The 24,857-nt window shown below is 62.4% G+C and carries 19 protein-coding genes and 1 pseudogene; 11 read left to right on the forward strand and 9 right to left on the reverse strand.

Features of this window, described 5'->3' with window-relative positions; translation table 11 throughout:
- Positions 1 to 95: 95 nt before the first annotated feature.
- Positions 96 to 914, forward strand: coding sequence for a helix-turn-helix domain-containing protein (locus ACIP1G_RS08490; protein ID WP_400735437.1), 819 nt, complete (start codon positions 96 to 98; stop codon positions 912 to 914).
- Here ACIP1G_RS08490 and ACIP1G_RS08495 read toward each other — a convergent pair.
- The 3 genes from ACIP1G_RS08495 to ACIP1G_RS08505 all read right to left on the reverse strand — a co-directional run bounded on the left by ACIP1G_RS08495 (position 904) and on the right by ACIP1G_RS08505 (position 4,474).
- Positions 904 to 1,689 (reverse strand): 2-keto-4-pentenoate hydratase, encoded by a 786-nt coding sequence (locus ACIP1G_RS08495; protein WP_400735439.1) that lies wholly within the window; start codon positions 1,687 to 1,689, stop codon positions 904 to 906. The two genes, ACIP1G_RS08490 and ACIP1G_RS08495, sit on opposite strands and share 11 nt — an antisense overlap.
- Before the next feature lie 254 nt (positions 1,690 to 1,943).
- Positions 1,944 to 3,287, reverse strand: coding sequence for an MFS transporter (locus tag ACIP1G_RS08500; RefSeq protein ID WP_400735440.1), 1,344 nt, complete (start codon positions 3,285 to 3,287; stop codon positions 1,944 to 1,946).
- 44 nt (positions 3,288 to 3,331) lie between these two features.
- Positions 3,332 to 4,474, reverse strand: a complete 1,143-nt coding sequence (locus ACIP1G_RS08505; protein WP_400735442.1) for an iron-containing alcohol dehydrogenase — start codon at positions 4,472 to 4,474, stop codon at positions 3,332 to 3,334.
- 143 nt (positions 4,475 to 4,617) lie between these two features.
- Between ACIP1G_RS08505 and ACIP1G_RS08510 the strand changes: the two genes are divergently transcribed.
- Positions 4,618 to 5,556: a LysR family transcriptional regulator gene (locus ACIP1G_RS08510; protein WP_400735443.1), complete on the forward strand. Its 939-nt coding sequence runs from the start codon at positions 4,618 to 4,620 to the stop codon at positions 5,554 to 5,556.
- A 140-nt stretch (positions 5,557 to 5,696) separates the two neighbouring features.
- Here the strand turns inward: ACIP1G_RS08510 and ACIP1G_RS08515 are convergent, their stop codons facing one another.
- Positions 5,697 to 6,161 (reverse strand): Lrp/AsnC family transcriptional regulator, encoded by a 465-nt coding sequence (locus ACIP1G_RS08515; RefSeq protein ID WP_081742284.1) that lies wholly within the window; start codon positions 6,159 to 6,161, stop codon positions 5,697 to 5,699.
- Between the two features lie 119 nt (positions 6,162 to 6,280).
- Here ACIP1G_RS08515 and ACIP1G_RS08520 point away from each other — a divergent pair, with 119 nt between their 5' ends.
- The 3 genes from ACIP1G_RS08520 to ACIP1G_RS08530 all read left to right on the forward strand — a co-directional run bounded on the left by ACIP1G_RS08520 (position 6,281) and on the right by ACIP1G_RS08530 (position 8,277).
- Entirely contained in the window at positions 6,281 to 7,000 is a 720-nt protein-coding gene (locus tag ACIP1G_RS08520) for an AzlC family ABC transporter permease (protein ID WP_400735445.1), read from the forward strand.
- Positions 6,997 to 7,299, forward strand: a complete 303-nt coding sequence (locus tag ACIP1G_RS08525) for an AzlD family protein (protein ID WP_400735447.1) — start codon at positions 6,997 to 6,999, stop codon at positions 7,297 to 7,299. The genes ACIP1G_RS08520 and ACIP1G_RS08525 overlap by 4 nt, the downstream gene beginning before the upstream one ends.
- Positions 7,300 to 7,401: 102 nt before the next feature.
- The gene (locus ACIP1G_RS08530; RefSeq protein ID WP_400735449.1) at positions 7,402 to 8,277 is read left to right on the forward strand and encodes a universal stress protein; all 876 of its coding nucleotides are present in this window, start codon (positions 7,402 to 7,404) and stop codon (positions 8,275 to 8,277) included.
- 49 nt (positions 8,278 to 8,326) lie between these two features.
- Here ACIP1G_RS08530 and ACIP1G_RS08535 read toward each other — a convergent pair whose 3' ends face one another.
- Positions 8,327 to 9,220, reverse strand: a complete 894-nt coding sequence (locus tag ACIP1G_RS08535; protein WP_400735451.1) for a LysR family transcriptional regulator — start codon at positions 9,218 to 9,220, stop codon at positions 8,327 to 8,329.
- 123 nt (positions 9,221 to 9,343) lie between these two features.
- Here ACIP1G_RS08535 and ACIP1G_RS08540 point away from each other — a divergent pair, with 123 nt between their 5' ends.
- From ACIP1G_RS08540 to ACIP1G_RS08550, 3 genes are all read left to right on the forward strand, one after another.
- Entirely contained in the window at positions 9,344 to 9,790 is a 447-nt protein-coding gene (locus ACIP1G_RS08540) for a GFA family protein (RefSeq protein WP_400735453.1), read from the forward strand.
- A gap of 149 nt (positions 9,791 to 9,939) precedes the next feature.
- On the forward strand, positions 9,940 to 14,370 hold the full coding sequence (locus ACIP1G_RS08545) for a cadherin-like domain-containing protein (RefSeq protein WP_400735454.1): 4,431 nt from the start codon (positions 9,940 to 9,942) through the stop codon (positions 14,368 to 14,370).
- Positions 14,371 to 14,612: 242 nt separating this feature from the next.
- Complete coding sequence (locus ACIP1G_RS08550; RefSeq protein WP_400735456.1) at positions 14,613 to 15,839, forward strand: MFS transporter; 1,227 nt, start codon at positions 14,613 to 14,615, stop codon at positions 15,837 to 15,839.
- Between the two features lie 162 nt (positions 15,840 to 16,001).
- Here ACIP1G_RS08550 and ACIP1G_RS08555 read toward each other — a convergent pair.
- Together ACIP1G_RS08555 and ACIP1G_RS08560 are read right to left on the reverse strand one after the other, a co-directional pair.
- Positions 16,002 to 16,304, reverse strand: a pseudogene (locus tag ACIP1G_RS08555) (transporter); the annotation flags it as partial.
- Positions 16,305 to 16,343: 39 nt separating this feature from the next.
- Positions 16,344 to 17,969, reverse strand: a complete 1,626-nt coding sequence (locus tag ACIP1G_RS08560; RefSeq protein WP_400735458.1) for a methyl-accepting chemotaxis protein — start codon at positions 17,967 to 17,969, stop codon at positions 16,344 to 16,346.
- A 286-nt stretch (positions 17,970 to 18,255) separates the two neighbouring features.
- Here ACIP1G_RS08560 and ACIP1G_RS08565 point away from each other — a divergent pair, with 286 nt between their 5' ends.
- Both ACIP1G_RS08565 and ACIP1G_RS08570 read left to right on the forward strand, forming a co-directional pair.
- Positions 18,256 to 18,618: a tetratricopeptide repeat protein gene (locus ACIP1G_RS08565; RefSeq protein WP_400735460.1), complete on the forward strand. Its 363-nt coding sequence runs from the start codon at positions 18,256 to 18,258 to the stop codon at positions 18,616 to 18,618.
- A 192-nt stretch (positions 18,619 to 18,810) separates the two neighbouring features.
- Positions 18,811 to 20,055, forward strand: a complete 1,245-nt coding sequence (locus ACIP1G_RS08570; protein WP_400735462.1) for a DUF1835 domain-containing protein — start codon at positions 18,811 to 18,813, stop codon at positions 20,053 to 20,055.
- Between the two features lie 161 nt (positions 20,056 to 20,216).
- Here the strand turns inward: ACIP1G_RS08570 and ACIP1G_RS08575 are convergent, their stop codons facing one another.
- The gene (locus ACIP1G_RS08575; RefSeq protein WP_400735464.1) at positions 20,217 to 21,692 is read right to left on the reverse strand and encodes a PLP-dependent aminotransferase family protein; all 1,476 of its coding nucleotides are present in this window, start codon (positions 21,690 to 21,692) and stop codon (positions 20,217 to 20,219) included.
- On the opposite strand from ACIP1G_RS08575, the gene ACIP1G_RS08580 reads away from it, so the two are divergent.
- A complete protein-coding gene (locus ACIP1G_RS08580; RefSeq protein WP_400735466.1) occupies positions 21,693 to 23,459 on the forward strand; it encodes a M24 family metallopeptidase in 1,767 nt (588 codons plus the stop codon).
- A gap of 282 nt (positions 23,460 to 23,741) precedes the next feature.
- Here ACIP1G_RS08580 and dapA read toward each other — a convergent pair whose 3' ends face one another.
- Positions 23,742 to 24,611, reverse strand: a complete 870-nt coding sequence (gene dapA, locus ACIP1G_RS08585; RefSeq protein ID WP_400735468.1) for a 4-hydroxy-tetrahydrodipicolinate synthase — start codon at positions 24,609 to 24,611, stop codon at positions 23,742 to 23,744.
- Positions 24,612 to 24,857: the final 246 nt, after the last annotated feature.

Raw genomic sequence — 24,857 nt, forward strand, 5'->3', positions numbered from 1 at the left:
GAGTAGGGTTTGCCGGCACAGTAGTGCTAGGGTTACCTGCGCTCAATGACCTGAGAGGTCATCGACACTGCACTCAAGGACGATCAGGGCAACGCATGAACCATCATCTGTTCCATCGAAGCAACCCCGCCCCGCACACTTCGGCAGGCCAGCAGCTGCGCCACTTGCGCCAGCAGGCCAGGCTCAGTCAGCTTGAACTTGCGCTGCTGGCCGGGCTCTCGCAGCGTCATCTGAGCTGCGTGGAAACCGGGCGCGCCAAGGCCAGCCCGAGCACCCTGCATGCCCTGCTTTCAGCACTTGGTGCGCCGCTGGAACATTGCAACGAAGTGTTCGTCGCTGCCGGGTACGCGCCCCGCTACGCCACCTCGCCGCTGGACGCGCCTGAACTGGCGTTGGTGCATGCCGCCATCGAGCATATCCTGCAGGCCAACAACCCCGCGCCGGCGATCGTCATCGACAGCAATTGGGATGTCATTGACGCCAATGCCAGTACGGGTTTGCTGTTGGCGATGGCAGGTGTTGCGCAGCAGCCGGCGGCAGGCCTCAACCTGCTGCAAACACTGCTTTGCCCCGGCGGCCTGGGCGACCATCTGGCCAATGCCCAGGAGATCCGCGCTGCTGCCTGGCAACGCGCGTCCAGGGAGGCTAGCGGCAACCCGGCGCTGGCAGAGCGCTTGCGCGACTTGCCGGCCCCGGGCAACCCCTTGCAGGCAGCGAGTACCACACCAGTGCTGCTGACCCGTGTAGACACTGCGCAAGGCGAGCTGAGGTTCTTGTCCACCTTCACCACTTTCGGCATGCCGCTGGACATCACCGTACAATCGCTGCGCATCGAGCACCTGATTCCTGCCGACCCGCTGACGCGACAAAAAATGCAGGCGGCGTTCGAGCAGTGGTCGGCAGTTACAGCGTGAGCGACAGCGTCTGGCCGAGGAACCTGGCGCTGACCTTGTGCCCTGTTGCATCCAGGTCGAACGGCTGACACATGGCCCCCGTAGTCACCACATCGCCAGCCTTCAGGGTCTGGCCCCGCTCGACAGCATGCGCATAAAGGTGGGCCAGCGACACCAGCGGGTCAGTCGCCGCATCGCCAGTCAAGCCACGTGCCCTTAATTCGCCGTCTACGTACACCTCGGTGGTCTCGGCCAATGTGGCCAGTAACGGTATATCGATGCCTGCGCCAAGGCTGTTGCCGATCACCAATGCCTCAAACCCCACGTTGTCTGCCACGAAGCTCGGCCAGCCGACAGCCTTGCGGTCGACAAAACGCGAACGCACCACTTCGAAGGTAACGCAGGTGGCGCGGATATCTTCGCTGACCGGTACCCGCCCGGCTTGCGGTGCGATATCGCGGCCGAGCACGAAGGCGACCTCGCATTCGATAGTCACCGGCGTCACGGCCGGCAGCTGGATGTGCACACCATCAGGGTGGCAACGCTGCGCTTCCAGCTGGCCAACCAGGGGCCGGGACAAATTGGCCGCACGCATGGCTGCGGGGCTGCCGACACCCAGCTTCCACCCGGCACGCGGGCCTGCGGCGGCGGCGAACAGCTGGTCCTGGCTGTCATAGCCTTGCGTCAACGTCTCGGGCTTGAGGCTGGCAGGTAGTTCCGTCAGCAGCTCACCGCTGCGCCAGTGCTGCAGTAACAAGGCTGCGGTACGTTGGTGTACGAAGAGCGAACTGTTCATCAAAACCTCATGGTGATGGGCGATGGCGGGTTACAGATGCTAGGGCCTGAAATTGATAAGGATAAATATATTGTCATGATGCCTGGCATCACAATTCGTTATTTAACCGCCTGACGCGATCCCCCTGTAGGAGCGGCCTTGTGTCGCGATCGGGCCGCAAAGCGGCCCCAGGATTTCAGCTACACATCACATATCGCCGGGGCCGCTCTGCGGCCCGATCGCGACACAAGGCCGCTCCTACACGTGTTGTGCGGTCAGCAATCGGTGCAAACCGGCTGCTTCAGCAGCAACACATAAGCCAGCGCCGCCACCGCCGCCACCGCAGCACTGATCAGGAACGCCGAAGCAAACGACCCGGTCTGCTGGATGCTGAAGCCGGTCACGATCGGCGCCACCGAACCCGCCAGGTAACCGCCGAAGTTCTGGATCGAGCCAAACGAGGCCACGCGTTGGCTATCGACCACGGTGTTGGCAATCATCCAGGCAGTGGAGCTGGCCATGTTCACGCTGAACAGCGCGCAGCACAGCAGCGCCACACTGAGAATAAAACCGCTGCCAAACGATAGCGGCACGGTGAATGCCGCCGCCGCGAACAGCGCGCTCACCACCACCCGCTTGCGGCTGCCGAGCACAGTAGCGCCGTTCTTCACCAGGCGGTCGCAGATGCGGCCAGCAACAATGGTACCCAAGGCGCCGAACACATAGGCCAGCGATACCACCCAGGCCGTCTGGTACAGGCTCAAGCCATGTTCACGCTCAAAGTAGCCAGGCAGCCAGGTCAGGTGCAGCCACAGCATGTAGATCACACCCATGAAGCCCAGCACAGCACCCCAGGTGCTCTTGTGGCGGAACAACTCGGCCCACGCAGCCAGCTGTTCCTTCATGCTCGGCCTGGCGCTTGCCACCGGCTGTTTGTGGGCCTGGGCCGCCAGCAGCCGTTCACGCTCTTCGGCAGGCAGTTCGGCCAGGTAGCGCTGCTTGCTCTTGTAGAAGGCAAACCAGCAAGCGGCGACCAGGATGCCGAACACCCCGGTGACGATGAACATGCCACGCCAACCCCAGGTGACCATCAGCAGCGTCAGCAGCGGCGGCGCCAGGCATGGCCCGATGCAGGTCGATGACAGCACGATGCCGGTCGGCGTGCCGCGCTTTTCGGCCTCGAACCACTCCGCCAGCGCTTTTGCCGCCGACGGGAACATCGGTGCCTCGCCAATCCCCAGCACCACCCGTAACCCAATGAAGGCGCCAAAACTGTTGATCAGGCCAGAAGCCGTCTGCGCCACCGACCAGCCCAGCAGCGCTGCCCCCAAGGAGATCTTGCTGCCCAGGCGGTCGATGATCATGCCCAAGGGCAGCTGCGAAAAAGCGTACGCCAGGGAAAACGCCGACAACAGAATGCCCATCTGTGACGGAGTGATGCCCATGTCGCGCTGGATCGAGGTGTTGGCAATTGACAGCGCACTGCGGTCGACATAGTTGATGATGCCGATCACCAGCAACAGGCTGACGGTGATGGCCTGGTACTTGCGGAACGGGTTCGAGCTGGCGACAGCTTCCGGCGAGCGGCCAAGCTCGGCTTGCGCATACTTGGTAGTCATGGGCGTTCACTTTTGTTGTTATTGGTTGAACAGCGGACAGCGAATTACATGGACGCTTCAAGCAGCCACTGGTAGTCCTCGGCAGACGCCTCCCGTGGGTTGGTGCGGTGGCTGTGATCGGCCAGTGCGCCCTGGATGATGCGCGGGAACAGGTCCTCGCTGACGCCCAGTTCGCGCAGGCCGGTCGGCAGGCCCAGGGTGCGGGTCATGTGGCGGATGGCCTCTTCGATCTGGCTTTCATCGGCCAGCCCCATCGCCTGGGCAATGCGCGCCATCTTGTGCTCGGTCACTACCGTTTCGGCCTTGCGGTTGAAGCTGATGACGGCCGGCAGGAAGATTGCGTTCAGGGTGCCGTGGTGCAGCCGCGGGTTGATGCCGCCCAGCGCGTGGCTGAGGCTGTGCACGCAGCCCAGGCCCTTCTGGAACGCCAGGGCGCCTTGCAGCGAAGCGCTCATCATGTTGATGCGGCCGTCCAGGTCCTGCGGCTCTCGGGTGGCGGTTTCGATGAAACGCCAGGCGCGCCACAGGCCGTCCAGGGCGATGCCGTCGGCAGGCGGGTTGAACGCCGGCGCCATGAAGGTTTCCAGGCAGTGGGCAATCGCGTCCATGCCGGTGGCGGCGGTGAGCGATGCCGGCAGGCCAAGGGTCAGCGCCGGGTCGCAGATGGCGGCCTTGGGCACCACGTGGGGCGAAATCACCCCCACCTTGCGCCCGTCGTCAAGGATCAGGATAGCGCCCCGCCCTACCTCGCTGCCCGTGCCCGCCGTGGTCGGCACGGCAATTACCGGCGCGGTTGCCGGGGTGATGCGGGCCAGCCCGCTCTCGATCACCGCAAAGCTTTTCAATGGCCCTTCGTGCCTGGCGCACACCGCCACGCCTTTGGCCAGGTCGATTGCCGAACCGCCGCCAATGGCGATGATGCCGTCACAGCCGCACTCCTGGAACATGGCCACGGCTTCACGCACAGCGTTCTCGTTGGGGTTGGGCGGCGTGCCGTCATAGATTGGCAGTTGCGCGCTGCTGTAGTTGAAGGTATTCAACGCCACATCGACGATACCGGCAGCACGCACGCCACGGTCGGTCACGATCAAAGGCCTGGTTATACCAATGCGCTCGCACTCGGCTGGCAGGCGGGCAATGGCGCCGATATCGAATTGGATCTGGGTGATGTAGTTGATCAGGGACATGGGGCCTCCGCAGCCTCCTGGCGTTGTTGTTATGGGCGGTTCAGCCGCACTGGATGCGACACCGTGCAGCGCCAGTATAGGAATGCGCGCCCGGCCATGGTATTGAGAACAATCCATATCGGTATAACCCGGACGCATACCAGATGACCCCGTCACTCAATTCGATCATGTCCCGCCTGCATGCCCGCCACCTGCGCCTGCTCATCGAACTGGACGAACACCGCTCGCTGCTGGGGGCGGCAAGCAGCGTCGGGCTTACCCAGCCCGGTGCCAGCAAGGCGCTGCAGGAAATCGAAACCACCTTTGGCACGGTGCTGTTCAACCGCACCAACCGCGGGTTGGAGCCCACGGCTGCCGGGCACTGCGCCATCCGCTATGCGCGTGTGGTACAAACGGATCTTTCCAACTTGCGGCATGACCTGGATGCGATCCTGCGCGGGGTCGGTGGCCGCCTGGCAGCGGGGGCGATCATGGGCGCCGTGCCGTTGCTGATGAAGGCCGTGTCACAGCTCACCAGTATCCAGCCGCAGATGTCGTTTGAAATCATCGAAGACACCAGCCAGTCGTTGCTGGCGCAGATCGAGAGCGGCCGCCTGGACATCGCCCTGTGCCGTACCAGCGTCAGCAATACACCGCAGCTGTTTGCCAGCACGTTTGTCCAGGACGAAACGCTGGCGGTCATCGCCAATATCGACCACCCGCTCAAGCACGCGCCAAGCCTGAGCCTTGCCGAGCTGGCCGAGAGCCGCTGGATCGTGTACCGGGCCAACATGCCGATGCGCGTGCAGCTGGAGCGCGAGTTCCACGATGCCGGGCTGCGCTTCCCCCTGCATCTGGTTGAAACCACCTCGATCCTGGCGACCTTGTCGCTGCTGCAGCACCGCCCCGACTTCGTCGCGCTGGTGTCGATCGACGTGGCCCGGCAATGTGCAATGAATCAACAGGTCAGCATTCTGCCCCTGAGCATGGGCTCGGTCAGCGACCCGTACGAACTGGTCACCCGCAAAGGCAGCCAGGCGACACCGGCCATGCACACGCTCACCGAACTGCTGTTGCAGGGCCGACAGTGCAGCAACAGTTAGCCCGGTTTTCAGCCAGAGGTAATCCACCATAACCACAGAGACTGCGCAGGCTTCGGGCTTACGCTGTACCTGTGCGGCTTGAGCCGCGAACACCGGCAACGCCGGTGCCATGCACCGCATGGGCACTCGCCATACCGTGGCTACACCGGCAACTCGGTGGTCAGCTTGATCTTCTCCATCGGCACTTCGGTCTTCACGTTCTGCACCACGCTCAGGCTGGTCAGGTGCGCGATCTGAAAGCGCCGGTAGGCCTCAAGGTCGGCGGCCACCACCCGCAACAGCAAGTCGCAGTCACCCGCCATCACATGGCACTCGACCACTTCAGGCAACTGGCGCACGGCTTCGACGAACTCGTCGGTGGTTTCCTGATCCTGGCGCTTGAGCCACACCCGCACGAACAGGGTCAGGCCCAGCGCCACCTTGGCCGGGTCCACCAGCGCCACATAGCGTTCGATCACCCCTGCCTCTTCCAACAACCGCACCCGCCGCAGGCACGGTGAGGCAGACAGCCCCACCTGTTTGGCCAGTTCCTGGTTCTGCAGCCTGCCGTCGCGCTGCAGCGCCCGCAGAATGCGCCGGTCGATAGCATCGAGCTTGATTGGCATCTATTAACCTCAAACGTTTAATCATGAGTAGCAGATGCCAAATAATCGACACGAGAGAGCAACTACGCAAGCCAATTCCAGCGCAACATTGGAATAATTTACCTCCCCTGGAGGTGACCATGAATACCCTTGAACCTGTACTGAACGATCCCCCCGCCACCACACCACAAAGCGAGCTGCGCCGTGGCGCCGTAGCCGCCCTGCCTGTGCTGCTGGGCTTCATCCCCTTCGCCTTGGTGCTCGGTGCCCAGGCTTCCCAGCAGCAGCTCGCCGCCGGTGAAGTGGCACTGATGACCGGGCTCAACTTCGGCGGTGGCTCGGAGTTCGCCGCCATCGAGCTGTGGACTTCGCCGCCGGCAATCCTGGTGATCGTCGCCATGACCCTGCTGGTCAACAGCCGCCACCTGCTGATGGGCGCGACCCTGGCGCCGTACCTGCGCCACCTGCCGCTGCCAAAGGCGCTGGGCGCCCTGTTCTTCATGTGTGACGAGAGCTGGGCCATGGGCCTGGCCGACGCGCGCCAGCGCGGTGCTTTCAGCCTGCGTTACTTCATGGGTGTTTCGCTGTGCCTGTGGGCCACCTGGGTCACCTTCACCAGCCTTGGCGCGCAGGTCGGGCCGCTACTCGGCGACCTGCGCAGCTATGGCTTCGACATGGCCTTCGCTGCGGTCTTCCTGGTGCTGCTCAAAGGCATGTGGAAAGGCGTGCACGCCGCCCTGCCCTGGCTGTTCAGCCTGGTCACCGCAGCGCTGTTCTACCTGCTGATCCCCGGTGGCTGGTACGTGCTTGCCGGCACCGTGGCCGGCCTGGTGACGGCCTACCTGTGGGCCAAGCCATGATCGACATCGCTACGCTGGTCACCATTGTAGGCATGGCCGTGGTCACCTACCTGACCCGTGCACTGGGCTTTTTGCTGTTGCGCAACCGTACGCTGGGGCCGCAACTGACCCAGGTGCTGAACGCCGCACCCGGCTGCGTGCTGATTGCCGTGATCGCCCCCAAGTTCGTTTCCGGGCACCCGGCCGACCTGGTTGCGCTAGGGCTTACCGTGTACGCGGCGTCGCGGTTCTCCATCCTGCCGGTGGTGGTGTTTGCTATTGTCGTGACAGGGGTATTGCGCGTGCTATTGCCGACGTGATCCGCCTCGCCACCTTCACTCCATTGACGCACATCAAGCCGCTGTCGCAGGTTCACGAGACGATGGCTGCAAGCAAGGAATGAACTGGATAAGGAGCCCCACATGAGCCCGCTGAAACACATCCTGGTAGCCACCGACTTGTCGCCCTTTGCGCGCAACGCAGCAGAACGTGCTGCATACCTGAGCAAGGCGCAACAGGCCTCACTGGACCTGCTCTACGTTGCCAACCCAGCACCCTTCGAGCGCCTCAAGCAGTTGGTGGTGCCTGATGACGACCTGCTGAAGCGGGTACTGGATACTGCCGGCGAAAAACTGCACGCACTGGCTGCCTTGCTGTTCCAGCGCTATGACATTTCCGCTGGCGTGCAAGTGGCCAACGGCTCGGTGACCACGGAAATCACCCGGGTAGTGCAGGACAAGCGCAGCAGCCTGCTGGTGTGCGGGGCCAAGGGCCAGAGCGTGGCGCGGCGCCTGCTGCTGGGCTCTACCGTGCAGAAAATGCTCAACCGCATGCCCTGCCCTTTGCTGGTGGTCAAGCCGGCCCCCCGCGATGCCTACCGCACCGTGCTGGTTCCAGTCGATTTTTCACCTGTGTCGCTGCGTGCCATCAAGCTGGCCAAGGCGATTGCGCCGCAGGCCGAGATCATTCTGCTGCATGTGTACGAAGCCCCCTTCGAAGGCAGCATGCGCTTCGCCCACATCGACCACGACACCCTCACCCACTACCGCAATGTCATCCGCAAGGATGCAGTGAAACAATTGGCCGAATTGAGCGAGGCTGCCGGCGTGGCCGATGCCCGGCAAATGGTGGTGCATGGCGACCCTGGCTGGCGTATTGCCGAGCAGGAACAGGAGCTGGAGTGTGACCTGATAGTGGTCGGCAAGCAGGGTGCGAGCGCGCTGGAAGAGCTGTTGGTTGGCAGCGTCACCAAGCATGTACTGAACGAATCGCAGTGTGACGTGCTGGTTTCGCCATAGGTTGCAGGGCGTATCGAGGGCGCTGCCGGGTAGCTTGGAGGTAGGCTGGCTAACCCACCTCCAGATACCGCTGCAGCGCCTGCGACAACCCATCGAAAACCTGCGCAACCCGCTTTACCCGCCGAAGATCATGGTGCATGGCAACCCAGATATCGACGCGGAAACCGACCTCATCGGGCAGCACGTGCACCAGCCCGTGCTGCCTGGCCAACTGGCTAGCACAAACGCCAATGCCGAGCCCCGCCCTGAGCGCGGCGAATTGAGCCAGATGGCAGTCGGTACGAATAACGCTGCTCGGCGGGCTACAGGCCAGGCCCTGCTGCGCCAGGAACGCCAGCTCTGTCAGGTTGCGGTCTGGGCCAATCAACGGGTAACGGTGCAGGTCAGCAAGGGTTTGAGGGCTGCCTTTCTCCTCCAGCAACGCTTGGGTTGCGTACAGCCCCACCCGCAAGTCCCCCACATGCCGCGTAACCACCATCGCCTCGCTGGGGCGACGAATACGCACCGCTACATCGGCCTCCTGCAATGCCAGGTCTTCCATCCGGTTCGAAACGCTTAGCTCCACGGCCAGCTCGGGGCTCTCCTCACGCAGCGTTCGCAGCATTGGTGGCAGCACCTCGACACCCAGCAGTTGGCTGGCGGTGACGCGCACGGTACCGCCAGCCACACTGGCCTGGGCCGAGGCAGCACGGGCGAAGGCTTCAGCGGCCAGCGCCATGGACTCGGCATGCGCGACCAGTTCCCTGGCCGTGTCGGTCGGCATCAAGCCCGCCGGTGAGCGGACAAACAGGCTGGTACCGACGCTGTGCTCCAGCGCGTCGACCCGGCGCCGTGCCGTAGCCTGGGCAATACCCAAGGCACGGGCGGCGGCAGAAAGGCTGCCAGTTCGAAGGACGGCCAGGAAAACCCGTTGGGTTTCCCACTGTAGTTGCGGGGCGTTCATACATTTCCTATGAGCAGGTAGGCATCTTTGATCAGTTTCAATCAAGCAGGATCTACCGCATCCTTTACTGAAACCTGTCTCATCAATCAAGCGCTCCAGGCGTAACTACGGAAAAACACAACCATGAAACTTGCCGGTGAATGCCGTTGCGGCGCAGTGACTTATCACTCGCCAACCACACCGCAGTTGGCGGTCTACGCCTGCCATTGCCAACATTGCCAAGCATGGAGCGGCGGCGGCTTCGCGCTGCATGCCCTGCTACCGGAGGGCGCATTCACGCTTACCGGCCCCACGGTCGAATACCACTATGAACAACAAGGGCAGCATGCTCGGCATTACCTGTGCGCCACCTGCCATACCCGAATGTACAACACCACCTCCGCCGCACCGAGGCTGTGGGTACTCAGGGCTGGCACCCTGCATGAACGTTCCTCGCTCCGCCCCGTCGCGCATATCTGGGTAAAGCACAAGCAGCCTTGGCTGGTCTTGCCGGACGATGTGCCAACCTGGCAGGAAAGCCCCACGCCAGAAACGTTCGCGGCTGCGCTTACTGGGGGGTGTCGTGCCTGAATAAGCAAGATCACCCGCTGGCCAGGTGACATGGGACGACGGGCGGCTGCTGCATTCAGCCCATACCGTGAGGCCTGCCCAAGGCCAGCAGCTAAACTTTTCTGAATGCCCTGGCCCCCTTTCCCAGGGCACTCACGAGGGTTTCCCAGATGGCGACCATCATCGGCACCGGCGGTGCCAACACGCTGACAGGGGGTGCCACGGCCGACACCCTGATTGGGCTGGGAGGCAACGATATTCTCGATGGCGGAGCTGGCAACGACCTGTTGATCGGCGGCACCGGCAACGACACCTACCGCTACGGGCGCGGCTATGGCAACGACGTAATCGACAACTCGGGCGGCAACAACAAAGACGTCGACCTCATCCAGTTGACCAACCTCACGGCCAGCCAGATCCGCCTGACCCGCATAGGTAATGATCTGGTGCTCAGCGTACTGGCCAGCGGCGAAACCCTCACGGTCAGGCAATGCTTCGTCGATGCCGACCATGCCATTGACGGCATCGTGTTTGCCGACGGCACCCGCTGGGGCGTCAAGGAAGCACTGGCGAACCTGTATTACCTGCCTGTCACCCCTACCGAAGGCGCAGACGTCATCAATGGCAACCCCACTGACGACACCTTGTTCGGGCTGGGCGGTAACGATCAGTTGTTCGGCAACTTTGGCAACGACACGCTGGATGGGGGTACCGGCAACGACCGCATGGAGGGCGGACAGGGCAATGACACCTATGTGGTGGACGCCGCTGGCGATGTGGTGGTCGAGGCCGCCGCAGCCGGTGATGACTTGGTGCGCGCTAGCATCAACTACACCCTGGGCAGCAACGTTGAACGCCTGAACCTGACCGGCAGCGGCAACCTCGACGGGGTTGGCAACGCCCTGGACAACACCCTCACCGGCAACAGCGGCAACAACCGCCTCGATGGCGCTGCGGGCAACGATGTGCTGAACGGCGGTGCTGGCAATGATGTGCTGCTCGGCGGCGCTGGCAATGATCGCCTCAATGGCGACGACGGCAATGACATCCTCGATGGCGGCGCGGGTAACGATACCCTGGCAGGCGGCGCGGGTGATGACATCTTTATCGTCGACCAGGCCGGCGACACGGTCAGCGAAGGGCTTGCCGCCGGCACCGACACCGTGCGCAGTTCACTCAACTACACCTTGGGCGCCAACCTCGAGAACCTTGAACTCACCGGTAGCGGCAACCTCGATGGCACCGGTAACAGCCTGGACAACCTGCTGACCGGCAACAGCGGCAACAACCGCCTCGACGGTGGTGCCGGCAACGATGTACTGGCTGGGCGGCGCGGCAACGACACCTACGTCTATGGCCAGAATTATGGCAACGACCAGATCGACAACAGTGGTGGTGCCGCTAAAGACGTCGATACCTTGCAACTGGTTGGCCTGAACAGCAACCAGGTGCGCTTCGTGCGCCTGTCGAACGATTTGCAGATGCAGGTGATCGCCACGGGCGCGACATTGACCGTGAAAGGGTTCTACCTGGGTAGCGACAACGAGATAGACCGGGTGCGCTTCGACAATGGCCTGACCTGGAACACCGCGCAGCTCAAGGCTGCGGTGACCGTTGCGCCCACGGCAGTAGCAACGGTGACGGCGCTCAGCAATGACACTGGCATCGTTGGGGATTTCGTCACTCGGGAGGCGGTGCAAACGGTATCAGGCACGTTCACTGGAAGCCTGGCTGGTGGCGAGCGGATCGAGGTGACAGCGGACGAGGGTCAAACCTGGGTAGCCGCCGCGGTAGATCCCGTGCAACACACCTGGAGTGCTGTAGGGGTGGTGTTGTCCGAGGGCGATAACCTGCTGCGGGTGCGAACAATCAATGATCTGGGCCAGGTCCAGTCCGGTTTTCGGCACAGTTATCTGTATGACGTCACCGCGGACAGTGGCAATGATCTTCGGCTGACCGTACCGGACAATCAAATCAACGCGGCGGAAAAACATGCCGTTAGCTATAGCATTCAAGGCCTCGATCCTGATGCCACTGCCACGGTGGTGTTCCGCGATCAAAGTGGGCATGAGGCCGTGGGTGTCAACGGCGTTGTCGACCTCTCGGGGTTCGAGGATGGGCCGGTCGGCGCATTAATCACGGCAACTGATATAGCAGGAAATACATTCACCACTGGGGTAATTGTAGGAGGAGGCGGAGGCGCGCAGACAACGTTAACATTCGACAACCTCCCAACAGGTTCTTCTGTCGGCACTCAGTATGCTGGAGTGATTTTTTCCTCGCCAATAGTTATACAAAGCCAGCCCGGCCTCCCCGCCCAGTCAGGCGCTCAATTGGCATATAGCGACGAGGGGTTAATTGACATTAGCTTCTCTACAGGCATCGGCAACATCATCAAAATCAATTCATATATTAGCTCCGATGCAGGCGCAACAATCACCGCCTACAATGCTAACGGTCAAGTCTTGGCACAAACATCTATTCCGCAAGGAAGCAATTTACTTACATCACTAACATCAAATGCTCTGCCGATCAGCCGAATTACTATAGACGGCGGAGGCTCGCCCATTGCATTGGATACACTTACTTATCAGGCATCGGTAACACCTACCCTGCTGTTGGACAGTTCAGCTGATCGGGATTTACCTTTGTCAGTTACCGTTAATGACGCCACTGTCGGCGCAGCCCTGAAAACATCAGTGCCCTACACCATCACCGGCCTCGATGGTGATGCCGTGGCCATCGTTACCTTTAGCGATGGCAGCCATTCCGTTACAGGCAACAACGGCAGTGCCAATCTGTCCGGGTTGAGCGACGGCCCGATATCGGTAACGGTCACCGCTACCGACGCTTTCGGTAATACCGCTACAGGTACCGGCACCCAGCTGCAACTCGACACCATAAGCCCCTTGATCACTGGCCCAGTGACGCTGCCTGCCGGAACCGAAGACACGAGTTATGTCATCACTGCATCGCAACTGTTGGCCAATGCCTCTGACAGCGGCCATGCGCCAAGCGTGAAAAGCCTGAGTGTCGACCCGGCAGATGGCAGCCTGGTCTACAACAACGACAACAGCTGGACCTTCAACCCCGTCGCCAATCGCAATGGCGCCATAGCGTTCAGCGTAGTGATCACCGATGGCGTGAATGACACCACGACTTCGGCAAACCTCGACCTGCAGGCGGTACCTGAAGGGCCGACGGCTTTGGCTACCGTTACGTTCCTGAGCGATGACACAGGCTTGGCAAACGATTTCATTACCCGCTTGCCCGTTCAGACAGTCAATGGCACTTACACGGATGTACTTCACGACGGTGAGAAGCTTCAAGTAACCGCTGATGGCGGCAATACGTGGGTTGATGCAGTAGTGTCCCCGGATAACCATGCATGGACGGCGTTGATCGGCCTTGTCTCTTGGCATGACAGGCTAGACGTGCGCGTTATCGACACAAGCGGCAACATGCTGGCGGGCGTAGGCCATGATTACAACCTGGATGTCAGCGCCGATACGGATCAGCCAGCGGACGTGAGCTTCCCGGACCTCAACATCGACGCAACGGAGAAAGCAGCCGTTGCTTACGTGTTGTCCGGCCTGGATACGGATGCAACAGCAGTCCTTACCTTCCGCGACGGCGCAGGTCACGAGGCCCTGGGGCACGACGGTGTGGTGAATCTGTCAGGCTTTCAAGCGGGCAAAGTCAGTGCAACACTGGCAATTGAAGATATTGCGGGCAACACCCTGGCTCGCGAAGTAGGCATTGGCACAACCACGCATCTTAACTTTGACAACCTTGCCGACGAAGTAGCCATCACCAATCAGTTTCAAGCTCAGGGCGTCCTTGTCCATGGCGCGAATTCAATTAATGCTGCGCTTTTGGGACTCACCTCTCACTCAGGATCTCAAGTGGCCTATTCACCTGGTGGGCTCATGACATTCAACTTGTCGAGCGCCGATATAAAAACAGTGTCAGCCTATGTCACTGGCCCCGCTGATGTCGGAATATTCGCTTATGACACTAACAATAACCTGGTCGGCCAAGCGCTGCTTCCAGCTAACGCCCCGGCAAACACCTTCCTGTCTGTAACGTCCAGTGGTTTTTCAATTTCTAAAGTCGAAATACATGATGGCGGAGCGTCATTCGCTATTGATGACTTCACGGCGATTACTCGCCCTGACCTCACCATAACAAGCAGTGCCGATGCCCCCCCAACCAACCCTGTCACCGGAGACAGCACCGACAATACGCTTGAAAGCACCTCAGCCATCGACGTGTTCACCGGCGGGGCCGGCAACGACACCTTCCAGTTCGCCCAACTTCCAGGTACCCAGCCTGACGTAATCACGGACTTCTCCCCCGGCAGCGACGTGGTTGCCCTTGCCGCAGGCGTGTTCGACCTGCATGGCCAATCGATCGCCGATACCTTGGCCAACGTCACCGGAGCCGCACAGGAAACCACAGGCGCGCAGTTGATCTTCAACCAGGACAATCACACGCTGTATTACGATGCCGACGGTGCTGCCAACGGCAACGCAGTGGCAATCACCGTGATAAACGGGGTGTCGAACCTGGCGCCGAGTGATCTGCAAGTGTTTGGCTGAAGCATCAGCGCCTTCGAGATCGAGCGCCGCCCGCGCGGCGCTCGATCTGTGCCCTCCGCCGTTGCCGTGATCCTGCAGGGGGCTGATAGCAAGCGCTCTACCCAAGGTGTTTCATCGATTGCGCTGATGTTTACTATCAAGCGGCTCGCCTGTTGGCCTGGCAGGGCCGTCCCTATAATCGCCTGCAAATCTCCCCCGCTCCTGCGCCTGCTACAGGCGACACCTCTCATGGAACCGAACCCATGCCAAGCAACCGCCAGGCCCCTCGCGGCCTTCCCGAACATAGCCAACAGAGTGTCACGCAGCAGTGGCTGGCAATCCTCTCGGTCGCCGTGGGTGCCTTTGCCCTGGTCACCAGTGAATTCCTGCCGGTGGGCGTGCTCAACGACGTCGCCAGCGACCTCGGCATCAGTGCCGGCCTTGCCGGCTTGATGGTGACCCTGCCCGGCATCATGGCTGCGCTGGCCGCGCCTTTGATTTCCGTGGGCGTAGGTGCACTGGACCGGCGCTACCTGCTGATTGGCCTGACGCTGATCATGATCATCGCCAACGCCATCGTGGCCTACGCCGGCGACTTCAACCTGTTGCTAGTCGGCCGCGTGCTGCTGGGTGTGAGTATCGGCGGCTTCTGGGCGACCGCCATCGCCCTCAGCGGCCGCCTGGCGCCTGATGGCATGGGCGTCGCCAAGGCCAACTCGATCATCATGGCCGGGGTAACGCTGGCCACGGTTGTGGGCGTGCCGGTGGGCACCTGGCTGAGTGGCCTGATGGGCTGGCGCATGACCTTCCTGGTCACCGCACTGGTGGGGGTGCCCGTGCTGCTAGCGCAGGTATTCCTGCTGCCGCGACTGTTGCCGGAAAAGGCCATTCGCGTCAGCGACCTGCCGGCTTTGTTCATCAACCCGCAAGCGCGGGTCGGGTTGATCGCCGTCTTGCTGATCGGCCTGGCACACTTTGCCGCCTACACCTATGTTGCACCGTTCTTCAAACAGAATGCCGGCTTTGATGGGCCTACGATTGGCTCCTTGTTGCTGCTGTATGGCGTGGCCGGGTTCATGGGCAACATTTTCGCCGGCTTCGCGGCCAACCGCAGCGTGCGCCACACCTTGATGCTGGTAGCGTTCATGATTGCTGTGAGCACCGCCCTGTTCCCGCACTTTGCCACCGGCATGACCGGCGCCGCGATGCTGATCGCGCTGTGGGGCTTTGCCTTCGGCGCATTCCCGGCCTGCGCCAATATCTGGATGTTTGTCGTGGCGCCCAAGGATGTCGAACGTGGCATGCCGCTGTTCGTGGCCATGTTCCAGGTGATCATTGCACTGGGCTCGTTCTTTGGCGGGCAGGTGGTCGACCATATGGGCACCGCAGTGCTGTTGAGCCTGGCCACGGCGCTGGTGGGCTGCGGCTTTGTCACGGTACTGGTGCTGGGGCGCAACGTTAGCAACAGCCTGGCGGCGCAGCCGAGCTAACACCGGCAGTGCCGGTGGCATATACCGCGTTGGATTCTTCGCGGGTGAACCCGCTCCTACAGGGTATCTGCCCCCCGACAGCTCCAGGGTCACCGGCCCCAGACGCTTGGAAACACCGATGTCAGGCTTGAATGACCAGCGATTGTTGCCAAGGTTGACCAGCCTGCTGGAGTCGTACTGGCCAAGCGGCGCCGTGACCGCAAGGCTGGTGCCGATGATCACATCCTGCTGGTAGCTGGGGAACTCGGCCAAGGACAGCGCAGGGGCGCCATACAGGTTGACCGAAAAACGCACCCTTGGGTCGACCTCTCGCTCCACGGGCTGGCCAGCGAACAGCGCAGTGCCAGACAACCTGGTCTCAGGCACGACCACATCGAACTTGGCCGAACGACCCGCGACTTCCAGGGACCTGGCAAAGGCAAACACGACAGTCTTGATGTCGAGTTTGGCATCCTCGAGCGGCACCGAGGGGTTGGCGGTGACGTAAAGGCCGTTGCGCCCACCTCAAACCCTGAACCGCCCCACCAACGCCGTCATCTCACCCACCAGCCCCGCCATCGCCTTGCTCGCCTCACTGGTCTGCTGCGCCCCCGCCGCCGAATAGCTCGACAGCTCACGGATATTCAGCAAGTTACGGTCCACCTCCCGCGCCACCTGGGCCTGCTCTTCGGCCGCACTGGCGATCACCAGGTTGCGCTCGTTGATCTCGCCAATTGCACTGTAGATGCCTTCCAGCACCTGCCCCGAGGCAAGGGTCACATCCAGTGTCGACTGGGCGCGGTTGGTGCTGGCCTGCATCGAGGCCACCGCCGCTTCGGTGCCCGCTTGCACGCGGCCGATCATCTGCTCGATTTCCTGGGTTGATTGTTGCGTGCGGTAGGCCAGCGTGCGCACTTCGTCCGCCACCACTGCAAAGCCACGCCCGGCTTCGCCCGCACGGGCGGCCTCGATGGCGGCATTGAGCGCCAGCAGGTTGGTTTGCTCGGACACCGAACGGATCACTTCCAACACCTTGCCGATATCCCGCACCTGCCCCACCAGTTGCTGCAGGTGTGCGCTGCTGGTTTGAATCTCGCGGGTCATGGCCTCGGTGCCGTCGATGTTGTCGCTGACTTGCCGACGGCTTTGCGCGGCCAGCTGGTTGGATTCACTGGTGGTCTGCGAGGTGGTGATGGCATTGCGCGCGACTTCCTCAACGGCAGTGGTCATTTCGGTGACGGCAGTGGCGGCCTGCTCCAGTTCCTGGCCCTGCTGGCGCAGGTTGTTGGCGCTTTCTTCGGTGACCGTGTTCAACGCGCTGGCGGCTGCGTCCAGTTGCCTGGCACAGCTGCTGATTTGCCCCAGGGTATCGCGCTGGCTCTGCTGCATGCGCTCAAGTTCATGGAACAGTTGGCCGATCTCATTACTGCCCTGCCCCTGCACCGGTACGCTCAGGTCGCCGCCGGCAATACGCTGAAAGTGCCGGCCGGCTTCGCGCAACGGGTGCAAGACGCGCTGGGCAATGAAGGCCCAGCACAGCGCTGCCAGCAGCAGCGTCGCGCCCAGCAGCCCCAGGCTCAGCAGCTGGGCACGGGCCAGGCGCCGGTCGGATTCCAGCATGATCTGCTGGCCACGTTCGCTCAAAGTGCCAACCAGTTGCTGGCGCAGCGCCTGCAGCCGGCCCATGGCGTTGCCAGCGTCGGTGTTGACCTTGAAATACTGCTCAAGCGAGCGCTGGCGTGTCGCCTCACGCTGCCCGGCGACTGCCTTGGCGTACTCGCTGTAAGTGGCCTGCAACTCGGTTGCCAGCGCGTGCAGGGCAGGTTCATGAGCGTTTTCGACAAATGCGTCGACCAACTGCTGGCTCTTGTCAATCAGCTCGACCGACATTGCCATGCGCTTGCTGGCACTCTCGTCGTTGCCGCCCAATTGCTCGATGAAGCCCGAGGACACATTGGCGCTGGAGCGAATCGCCATCAGCAAGGCATTGTTCAACCGGTCCGATTGGCGCGCGGTCTGGTCCAGTTCGGTGATCTGCTGGTCACTGCCCACCGCGGCCCGCCAGGCACTGATACTGGAAAACAGCAGGGTGAGGGTAAACAGCGACAGCACCCAGAACATTCCGGTACGGATCTTCAGGTTGGCAAGCATGCGGGCAGTACTCCTTGTTGGCACCACTTCTGGTCGATGATTCGACGGTGGGTGTGCTGCTATCGGAGGTACTGGCGCAGGCTTGAGGCGCAAGGAGGCAGTTATGGGCGGTAACCGAACAGATGTTGCCGACCAGAGACAGGGGGCAGGCAACAAGTGGCCCAAGCGGGAACTTCAACGCCCCGCTTCGGTCGATAGCATCCCCCCCTCCAGCCAGAAGCTTGCCCAAGCCCTGTCGAGTCTACCGTCGATGCCCAGCACACCTGTTTTTTCAGCTTTGCTCTTGTTGTTCAGCGCAATCACGGCACAAGGCGCACTGGCTGGCGAGCGCTACACGCCGACACGCAGCAACAATGCCTCGACCGTACTGATCGAAACGGCCTCGCAACAGTATGCCGACGGGCAGCTGGACCAGGCCGCGGCCACCCTGGAGCGCGCGCTGCACATACAGCCGAACAACCCGGCAACGTTGCACTACCTTGGCGTGCTGCGCCTTCAGCAAGGGCAGTATGAGCAAGCCGAAACCCTGGCGCTGCGCTCCAACCTGCGGGTCGGTGGCAACCACGCCTTGCGCAATCGCAACCTGCAACTGATAGAGGCCGCGCACAACGCCCAGCGCACAGGCATGCTGCCAACGGCTGCGCACTGACGCCAGTGGTTGCGCTTGGCAATGCCGCTTGGGAAAACTATCGTTTGCCACCCGATGCCTTGCCCGTTAAAGTCGGCGCCAGGGCGCTGGCTGCGCCTGCGGTCCGCGCAAAGGGGTTGCCCGAGCCATGCGTCATCACATTTTCATACCAGCTCCCGGCTTGTCGGCGGACCGAGCCCATAAGGAGTTGGCATGCCCGCCATAAATGCATCCCGCCACCACGGCCTGCTCGACCTGCCCGCCTTGCGCAAACGCGCCAAGCGCCTGCTGAGCGCACTGAAAAACCACGAGGCCGACGACGCCCGCGCGCAGTTGCGCGCGCTCGGCCTGCCCGGCCCCGACTACCGGCTTGCCGATACCCAATGGCTGGTGGCCCGCGAGGCCGGCTTTGCCAGCTGGCCCAAGCTCAAGGCCCATGCCGATGCCGTGGCCTTTGCCGCGCACCACCCCGGCTTCACCGCCGATGGCGAGGCCGCGGTACAACATTGGCGCTGCGGCAACGACATCGCCCACAGTTTGCACACCGCCGGCTTTGCTGGCGCTTTCCAGATGTTCGACGACCCGATGGTCATGGGGCCGGTACCAGCACTGCCCGAACAACAGTACTGGCAGGTGCGCGGCGCCTATGTGCAGCAGGCGTTCAACCTCGCAGCCCAGGACGTTGCACCACGCCAGGCAGCGCAGCAGGCGGCACTGGCCGGGTTGAACAGTGACAGCCAGCTAGTGCTGTGGTGCGAGGCCGACGCTTACGACCAGCTGTTCCTGATCCGTGTGCTTGCCAGCCTGCCCTGCCTGCCGCGCCGGCTGGAGCTGATTGAAATTGATCAGGTGCCCGGTATCGAGCGCTTCATTGGCATCGGTCAGCTGGCCCCCGACCTACTCGCCTGGCTGTGGCCACAACGGCGAGCGCTGGGTGAGGACGCACTGGCCCTGGCCCGCCAGGTATGGGCAGCCTACACCGCAGCCGATCCGCAGGCCTGGGCCAGCCTCGCTGGCCGACAGCACTCTGCGTTGCCATTGCTGGGCCGGGCATTGGCGCGCCAGCTGCAGGAGCTGCCTGGGGCAACTGACGGTTTGAGCCTTACCGAACGCCTGCTGCTGCGCGTGCTGGCGGCGCGCGGCGAGCTACCGGCCGGGCGCGTGTTTGGCCAGTTGATGATGCAGGATGACCCGCTGCCTTACCTGGGTGACATGATGTTCCATGTTCTGCTGCAACCGCTGATCCATGCGCCACAGCCGCTGCTGCTGGAAGGCCCAGGCGAGGCCTGGGCGCAACGGCCGTTGCGGTTGACTGCGCTTGCCGAGCAGGTGTTGGCAGGCAAGCAGCACTGGCTTGATCACAGCCCTGTGCAACGTTGGGTGGGCGGGGTGCTGGTGGATGCGGCTGACAGGCCGTGGGTGGTCAGCGAGCAAGGCGAGGTGTGGCGGCGCCAGTAACCTGCTCAAGACAGGGGCCGCTTTGCGACCCATCGCCGGCAAGCCAGCCCCACCTCGACCGTATCGGCCTCAAGCCCTGTGCAATACCTGTGGGAGCTGGCTTGCCGGCGATGAGGCCAGTGCACACAGCAAAGGCAATTGCTCACACATGGAGGGTGAAATCACCTCCGCGCAGCCTGCACGAGGCGCTGAGTTGCCAACCGGATTTCATCCGCATCCAGCGAAGCAAACCCCAGGCGCAAGGCATTCTCGGCATGACCAAACGGCGAAAACTGCCGCCCGCTGCGCACCACCAGGTCCATTGCCAGCGCCCTGTCGACCAGCTGATCGACATTGATCGCCTCGTCAAACCTAACCCACAGCGCCAGCCCGCCCTCCGGCTCACGCACGCTTATCTGCTCACCAAACCCTTCGCGCAAACATTCCAGCAAGGTCTCGCGGCGCCGCCGGTACTCGCGGTTGACCCGGCGCAAGTGCTTCTTCAGCTCACCCTCATTGATAAGGTCGGCGAGCATCCTGTGCATCACTGCATCGCCCTGCCCCAGGGTCAGCGTCGCCCGGCGCTCCAACACAGCGGTCACCTCGGGCGGCGCGACGATGTAGCTGCATCGAAACGTACTACCCAAGGGCTTGGACATTGTCCCGATATAGATCACATGCCGCTGCTGACGGTCGCTGGCCAAAGGCAGGTAGGGCCGCCCGGCAAAGTGGTATTCGTAGTCGTAGTCTTCCTCGACCAGGCAGAAGCCATGCTGACGCGCCCGCTCCAGCAACTGCTGCCGGCGCCCGGCGGGCAGGCTGACGGTGGTCGGAAATTGGTGATGCGGCGTGATGTACATCATCCGCACCTTATGTTGCCGGCACAGGGCATCGATCTGATCGACCCGGCAACCCTCATGGTCCAGGTCCACGGTGACCAGCGTCGCACCCAGCTGGCGGAAAATCTCCCACGCAGGCGGGTAACTGAGGCGCTCGACCAGCACCACATCACCCGGTTTAAGCAACACGCTGGCCACCAGCGACAGCGACATCTGCACCCCTTGAGTCAGGCAGATATGCTCGGCGCCAACGTTCAGGCTGCGGTTGTGCCGCAGCATGTCGGCCAGGGCAGTGCTCAGGTAGAGGCTGCTGCATTCGCTGCCGTGGCGCACGCTGTTGCTGGTGAAGCTGCTGCGCAAGGCATTGCGGTAGTAGCGGTGCAGAACCGCCTGTGGCAACAGGCGGTGGTCACAGGCGCCGTTGTCGAAAAACAACGCACCCGGCCGCCCCTGTTGCGCTGCAGCCTGCTCGTTGGCCGCAAAGTAGGCAACGGCGGGCTCCTCTGGCAGCGCCAGCGCGAAAGGCTGCAAGGCTGCGGGGATGACCTGGGTAGCAGCCGCTACCTGCTGGCTGACAAAGGTGCCCCGGCGCTGCACGCTTTGCAGCCAGCCTTTGGTTTCGGCTTCCTCATAGGCAAGGATTACCGTCTTGCGATTAACGTTCAGCAACTGCGCCATTTCCCGCGTGCCCGGCAACGGCGTGCCAGGGCGCAGGCGGCCCTCGCTGATCGCCGCCACCAGCCCCTCGACGATCTGCCGGTACGAAGCCTGCGCCCCCTCGAGCCTGAGCAGCGGTTGCCATTTGCGAAGCTGGACCATGTGAATTTTCCAAAACTGGAGGTTCTGCTGGTCCTGGACTATAGCAACAATCGAACCTCTATCTACGCCGAGGTGTTCATGCAAAGCCGCCATGTCATTGAATTGTCGCCTTCGGGCAAAACCTTCGAAGCCAGCCAGGAGCTACTGCTCGATGCCATGCTCGCCAGTGGCTTGCCGGTGCCCTTCTCCTGCCGCCGCGGCGCCTGCGGTTCGTGCAAGGTCAAGGTGGTGTCGGGGCAGTATCAGGACAAGCAGCGCTGTGCCGACACACCTGCGCCCTCCTACCCCTTGGCCGCCGACGAGATGCTGCTGTGCCAGAGTCACGCCTGCAGCGACATGCGCCTGGAGATCCCTGGCTGGTCCCTGGATGCCCCGGCACTGCAGTTTCAGGCCCAGGTTTACAGCAAGCGCGCACTGAGTGCAGATATCGTCGAGCTGGTGCTGCAACCTGCTCAGCCGCTGGACGTACGAGCTGGCCAGTACGTAAAGTTCCAGCTCGACAACGGCGACAGCCGCTGCTTTTCCATTGCCAACCTGCCGGCGCAGGATCAAGGGCGGCTGGTGTTCCATATCCGCACGGTCAGCGGCGGCTTGTTCACCGAGGGGCTGCTACCTGCCCTGCAAGCAGGCGACTCGGTAAAACTCGAAGGCCCGCTGGGGGCCTGTACCTGGCAACACGAAGACCAGCACCCGCTAGTACTGTTCGCCACCGGCACAGGCTACGCTGGCATCAAGCCTTTGCTGCTGACTGCCCTGGCCCGCGACACCGAAGTCACGCTGTACTGGGGAGGCGCGTCGACGGCGGACTTCTATGACCGCGAGTTTCTCGACCAGGCCAGCCGCGCTTATCCGCACTTGCGTTGGCACCCGGTTCTCTCAGCCAAGGCACGCATCCAGCAAGTGGCGCTGGCCCAAGCGCATCGCTGGGCCACCACCCAGGTCTATGCTTGCGGCAATGCCAGCATGATCAGCCAAACCCGCGAGCAATGCCTTGCAGCAGGCGTACAACCGCATCGTTTTGTCGCTGAGGCTTTTGTTGCCAGCGGCGCATCGCCTGCGCAGGCCTCGGCAACCAGCACGCTGCACCCCGAGCTGGAAAAGGTCGGCCCACGCTATTCACTGAACGGCATGCTCGCAGCTCGCGAGCAGTCGGTACGCGCCGTGACCGCGATCGCCAGCCAGTTGCAGGTCGGCATGACCACTGCGCAGGCCCTGGAAATGGCCGCACACACCTTGCAGGCAATGGGTGCGTCGCACACCTGGCACCCGACCTACATCCGCTTTGGCGACGATACTGTGCGTACACCGCGGCAAGGCGTTGATCTGCAACGTGCATTACGTACCACGGATATTGTCGTGGTCGACGTTGGGCCGGTATGGGACGGCTATGAAGGCGACTACGGCGACACCTTCGTGTTTGGCCAACACCCACTGCACCAGGCCTGCGTCAAGGCACTGCATGAAGTGTTCGACGAGACCCGCCTGGCCTGGAGCCGCGGGCTGACCGGGCGCGAATTGTATGACTTCGCCGAGCGCAGTGCCCAGGCCAAAGGCTGGCAGCTGGAACGCAACCTTGCCGGGCATCGCATCGCCGACTTCCCGCATGTGCTGTACAGCCAGGAGAAACTGGCCGAGGTGGAGTTCGTCCCGAGCGAGGTGGTATGGGTGCTGGAAATACAGCTGTGCCATCCCACCGAACCGGTCGGTGCGTTCTTCGAAGACATCCTGATTGGTGAGGCCAGGGCGGTTACGGCAACGGCGGCATGATCGGCATGCGCTGCGCCTTGTGGGAGCCGTGAACACCGGCGCAGCCGGTGCCATGCACCGCGTTAACTTCTTCGCGGGTAAACCCGCTCCCACAAGGTATTGAGCGCCTGCCAACATTGGTTCTCTGCGCGACAGCGCAGCCCGGTAGGGCTGTGTGATCTCCCACAGGTACTGCGCTGGTTTCGGGCTCACGCTGTACCGGTGTAGGAGCGGCTTTAGCCGCGAACACCGGCAAAGCCGGTGCCATCCATTGCGTCGCCTGCTTCGCGGGCAAGCCCGCTCCTACAATACAGCCGGCAACCCGAGTGCAGCCGGCAGCTTGTCCCGGGTCGCCAGGGTGCACGGCTGCATCGGTTCGCGTAGCTCGTCGCTGATCAACCCTTGCAGCTGCAATGCCGCCTTGACCACAGCAGGGTTAGGCTCGGCAAAGGCCATGGTTATCCAGGGCAGCAATTGGTAGAACGTACCGCGCGCCGCTAGCCAATCACCTTGGTCAACCTGGTGCAGCATGCGTACATACAGGTGGGCGTGCACATGCGCCGATGCCGAAATGGCCCCCGCGCCGCCCAGGCACAGGTTGTTGAAGATCTGCAGGTCCTCACCGGCCAGCACCTGGGCGTGGCCGTCCTGGATCAGGGCCATGGTGGTCTCGCTGTCGCCACTGCAGTCCTTGACTGCCGCTATGCGCGGATGGCGCATGATGCGCCGCAGGGTTTCCCGCTCGATGCGCACCCCGGTACGGTAGGGAATGTCGTAGAGGATCACAGGCACCCTGGCGGTATCCGCCACGGTGTTGAAAAACGCTTCGATGCCGGCCTGCGAAGGCCGGATGTAGCAAGGTGCAGGAACCAGAAGCCCGCCAATCTCACGCTGCTGAACTTCAGCCTGGAAGGCCAACAGTTCGCCCAGGTTATAGCCCGACAGGCCCATCACCACCCTGCCCGGCTCCACCCAGGCCAGCACCGCATCCAGCACGGCCAGCTGCTCGGCCTTGGACAGCGCCGCCGCCTCCCCGGTGGTACCGCACACCACAAAACCGCTCACACCTTCTGCGAGCAGCTTCTTCACCAGTTTTTCCAGGGCGGCGAAGTCGACTTCATTAGCGCGCAATGGCGTGACGAGGGCGATCCAGATACCACGGAAATTCGACATGCATAAACTCCTGATGTTGACCGAAAGTCAGCGTCAGCAGGGCGAAGAGTCGAAGTGGTCTGGCAGGGATACCTGGCGCCATCTGTCTCGTCAGCCCACCTGACGAGACAGCGCGCCTCGGTCAGATGAGCGGCTGTTTCTTGGATTTCTTGGCAACGGCAACGCACGCGCCTGCCTGGGCAATGAAGCCCGAAGCGGTAATGGCGTGGTTGGATAAGGTCATGCTGGTAAGCTCGTTGCGTGGGT

The sequence above is a fragment of the Pseudomonas sp. NPDC089392 genome (assembly GCF_044749595.1).
In the GTDB taxonomy this organism is placed as follows: domain Bacteria; phylum Pseudomonadota; class Gammaproteobacteria; order Pseudomonadales; family Pseudomonadaceae; genus Aquipseudomonas.